Source organism: Vibrio sp. 10N.261.51.F12 (genome assembly GCF_041471725.1).
Classification (GTDB): domain Bacteria; phylum Pseudomonadota; class Gammaproteobacteria; order Enterobacterales; family Vibrionaceae; genus Vibrio.
Genome location: NZ_JBFROV010000064.1, coordinates 1 through 215, shown reverse-complemented (window position 1 = coordinate 215; position 215 = coordinate 1). Strand labels below are relative to the sequence as shown.

Sequence of the window (215 nt, the reverse complement as noted above, 5' to 3'; positions counted from 1 at the left end):
ACCGATGAAGACACCTCGATCACCCGTGAGGTACCGGAAGGCTCCGATGTGGATGGCACCGTGGTGTCTTACGCCTTGGCGACCGATGTTCCAGATGACAAAGGGTCATTGAGCTTTAACAACGGCACGTACACGTTCAACCCTGGCAATGACTTCCAAGACCTAACCGATGGTCAGAAGGAAGACGTGACCTTTACCTACGTTGCCATTGATAA

General features: G+C 52.1%; 1 protein-coding gene. It reads left to right on the top strand.

Translation table 11 applies throughout. The features are described from left to right. A partial coding sequence (locus AB4405_RS24135) for a hypothetical protein (protein WP_372063094.1) occupies positions 1-215 on the top strand: 215 nt, incomplete at both ends.